The following is a 1,893-nucleotide window of genomic DNA, read 5'->3' as shown; positions in this document are numbered from 1 at the left end:
GTTTTGGCAGTAGGACTATTATGGAATAACAAAACCAAGACTTCTGAAACTGCCGCACAAGGTGAGCAGGAACATGCCCATCAAGAAAATGAAAAAGATGAACCTAAACACGATGAAAAGGATGAGGAACATGAGGCTGAAGAAAGCCTTAGCCTAACACTTAGTAAAAATAGATAGATAAGCTAAGGTTTTTTATATGAGCCGATTGATCAATTCTATAATTCCAAGAGTTATTAAAACGATAAGATAAAATTGAATGATCTATGGTATGGTTATTATTCAATTTAAGTGGTGATAATATTGAAAATATGTATTGGTGGTGACTTAGACGGATTAAGGGTGGATTTGAATAAAAAAAGCTTCAAAGCTGGTGAAATAGATAGTAAAAAGTCCTCTGAATATTTTAAACAAATTTATGTGAAAAACGATAAAATTTATAGCTTTTGGATTTGCCGAGACATAAGTATTTCTGATGTTACCAAACGTGTTGAAGAAATCCTCAATAAACCAAATGCGAAGTAATCAATAAATTTTAATTAAAGCGGTTTCTATATAAAGAAATAAGACCTTATGATGAAACATAAGATCTTATTTTAAATATTAGATTATTAGATTTCTAACAAATTAACCATTAATTAGGCTTAGTTGTATTGTGATCAGGTTGGACACCTTTGTCCTTTTGTTCTGTCTCTGGCTTTGGTTCGGTGCCAGGTTGAGGTTTGGTCGGAACATTTACCTCAGTGTGCTCATTTGCTTGTATCGTTGGTTTTGCTTCACTATGTTTGGTTGCTTTATTAGAAAAATCTTTAAAATCAGACATTTTAATCTTCTTTACTTCACTGTGGAGAGCCCATAGTACGCTGTTAAACTTGTTACACTAGGGTACTTTTAAGGTGTATAAGTTCATATATGTAGTTAAAATAGAGTTTAATTAAAGTAAATGTTTCATGAATAAAATCCGTTATATATTACTCATTGAGTTTGATCACTTATTCCTTTAATTACCGATACTTAAATTCAAGTAGGGCTACACAAAGAGTACATATCCACTTAAAAGCTAGGTATTTTTGATTTATGTGCTATTGTTATTCTTTAGCAAGTGAATAATAAATGAATATATTTATTGATGGCCCATTTGATGGCCAAAACTTTCAGACCGAAAACTATATCGGTAATCAATTTAAAGTCAGCGATCTAAATACATATACATCCATACTTTATTTAAAAAATGAAGTGGAAAAGAATGGCTTAATGTATACCTTTTGGATACCTGAAAGTACTGATCGCGAGTACGCTATCTCAAGAGTTCAAGATATTTTAAAAAACAAGTGAAAAGTCATGGATTTAGAATAGATCACTTTTAAGTCCATGTTTTGATTGATCTAAGGTTAAGGTTTGAAAATGAATATTATCCCAAAAGGAACTCAGTTTATCCACCATTCTAAAGATGGTGGTGAAAACTATTACAAACAAGAGAATGGCGCACTGATGCATTGGTCAAACGAAGTGTGGAAAATCTCTTGCATTCCAGAGCTTAAGGTTATGCAGGAGAATGGTTTTAAATTGACATATATTAATTAGCTAGATAACGGTTAAAAGACGCTAATAAGCGTCTCTTTTTATATTTAAATTTTAATAAAGATAATATTTTAATAGCTCAAATTATCGAAAAATTTTAATAATTATTTTTATAAAACACAGAAATTGTCATTGTCCGAAGCTTCAGACTATATGTTAGATCTGATGGTATTTAATTGGAATATAAATAAATCAGTGCACTAATTTATTTTTAATTATTGAACAGAGAACTAAATAAATTTAGTACACTGTAAATAATAGATTATTTGTTGTTTGGATCAGATTTTTCATTTTGCTCACTCTGTTCGATTTCAG

Annotated in this window: 4 protein-coding genes and 1 pseudogene; 4 read left to right on the top strand and 1 reads right to left on the bottom strand. The window is 30.4% G+C overall.

Translation table 11 applies throughout. The features are described 5' to 3' along the window. Nucleotides 1–159: pseudogene (locus tag AAV96_RS18525) on the top strand (efflux transporter periplasmic adaptor subunit); the annotation flags it as partial. A 135-nt stretch (nt 160–294) separates the two neighbouring features. After that, nucleotides 295–522, top strand: a complete 228-nt coding sequence (locus AAV96_RS00140) for a hypothetical protein (RefSeq protein WP_081407472.1) — start codon at nt 295–297, stop codon at nt 520–522. A gap of 109 nt (nt 523–631) precedes the next feature. Here the strand turns inward: AAV96_RS00140 and AAV96_RS00135 are convergent, their stop codons facing one another. Beyond that, nucleotides 632–820: a hypothetical protein gene (locus AAV96_RS00135; protein WP_046737839.1), complete on the bottom strand. Its 189-nt coding sequence runs from the start codon at nt 818–820 to the stop codon at nt 632–634. A 290-nt stretch (nt 821–1,110) separates the two neighbouring features. Between AAV96_RS00135 and AAV96_RS00130 the strand changes: the two genes are divergently transcribed. Both AAV96_RS00130 and AAV96_RS00125 read left to right on the top strand, forming a co-directional pair. Beyond that, nucleotides 1,111–1,332: a hypothetical protein gene (locus tag AAV96_RS00130; protein ID WP_046737838.1), complete on the top strand. Its 222-nt coding sequence runs from the start codon at nt 1,111–1,113 to the stop codon at nt 1,330–1,332. Nucleotides 1,333–1,401: 69 nt separating this feature from the next. After that, nucleotides 1,402–1,581 (top strand): hypothetical protein, encoded by a 180-nt coding sequence (locus tag AAV96_RS00125; RefSeq protein ID WP_046737830.1) that lies wholly within the window; start codon nt 1,402–1,404, stop codon nt 1,579–1,581. Nucleotides 1,582–1,893: the final 312 nt, after the last annotated feature.

The organism is Acinetobacter sp. AG1 (assembly GCF_001005525.1).
In the GTDB taxonomy this organism is placed as follows: Bacteria; Pseudomonadota; Gammaproteobacteria; order Pseudomonadales; family Moraxellaceae; genus Acinetobacter; species Acinetobacter modestus.
The sequence above is the reverse complement of the archived record's forward strand: the minus strand, read 5'-3'. Positions and strand labels throughout refer to the sequence as shown.

Coding starts and splice junctions, on each gene's coding strand:
- AAV96_RS00135 (WP_046737839.1), bottom strand. CDS start 820: ATGTCTGATTTTAAAGATTTTTCTAATAAAGCAACCAAACATAGTGAA.
- AAV96_RS00130 (WP_046737838.1), top strand. CDS start 1,111: ATGAATATATTTATTGATGGCCCATTTGATGGCCAAAACTTTCAGACC.
- AAV96_RS00125 (WP_046737830.1), top strand. CDS start 1,402: ATGAATATTATCCCAAAAGGAACTCAGTTTATCCACCATTCTAAAGAT.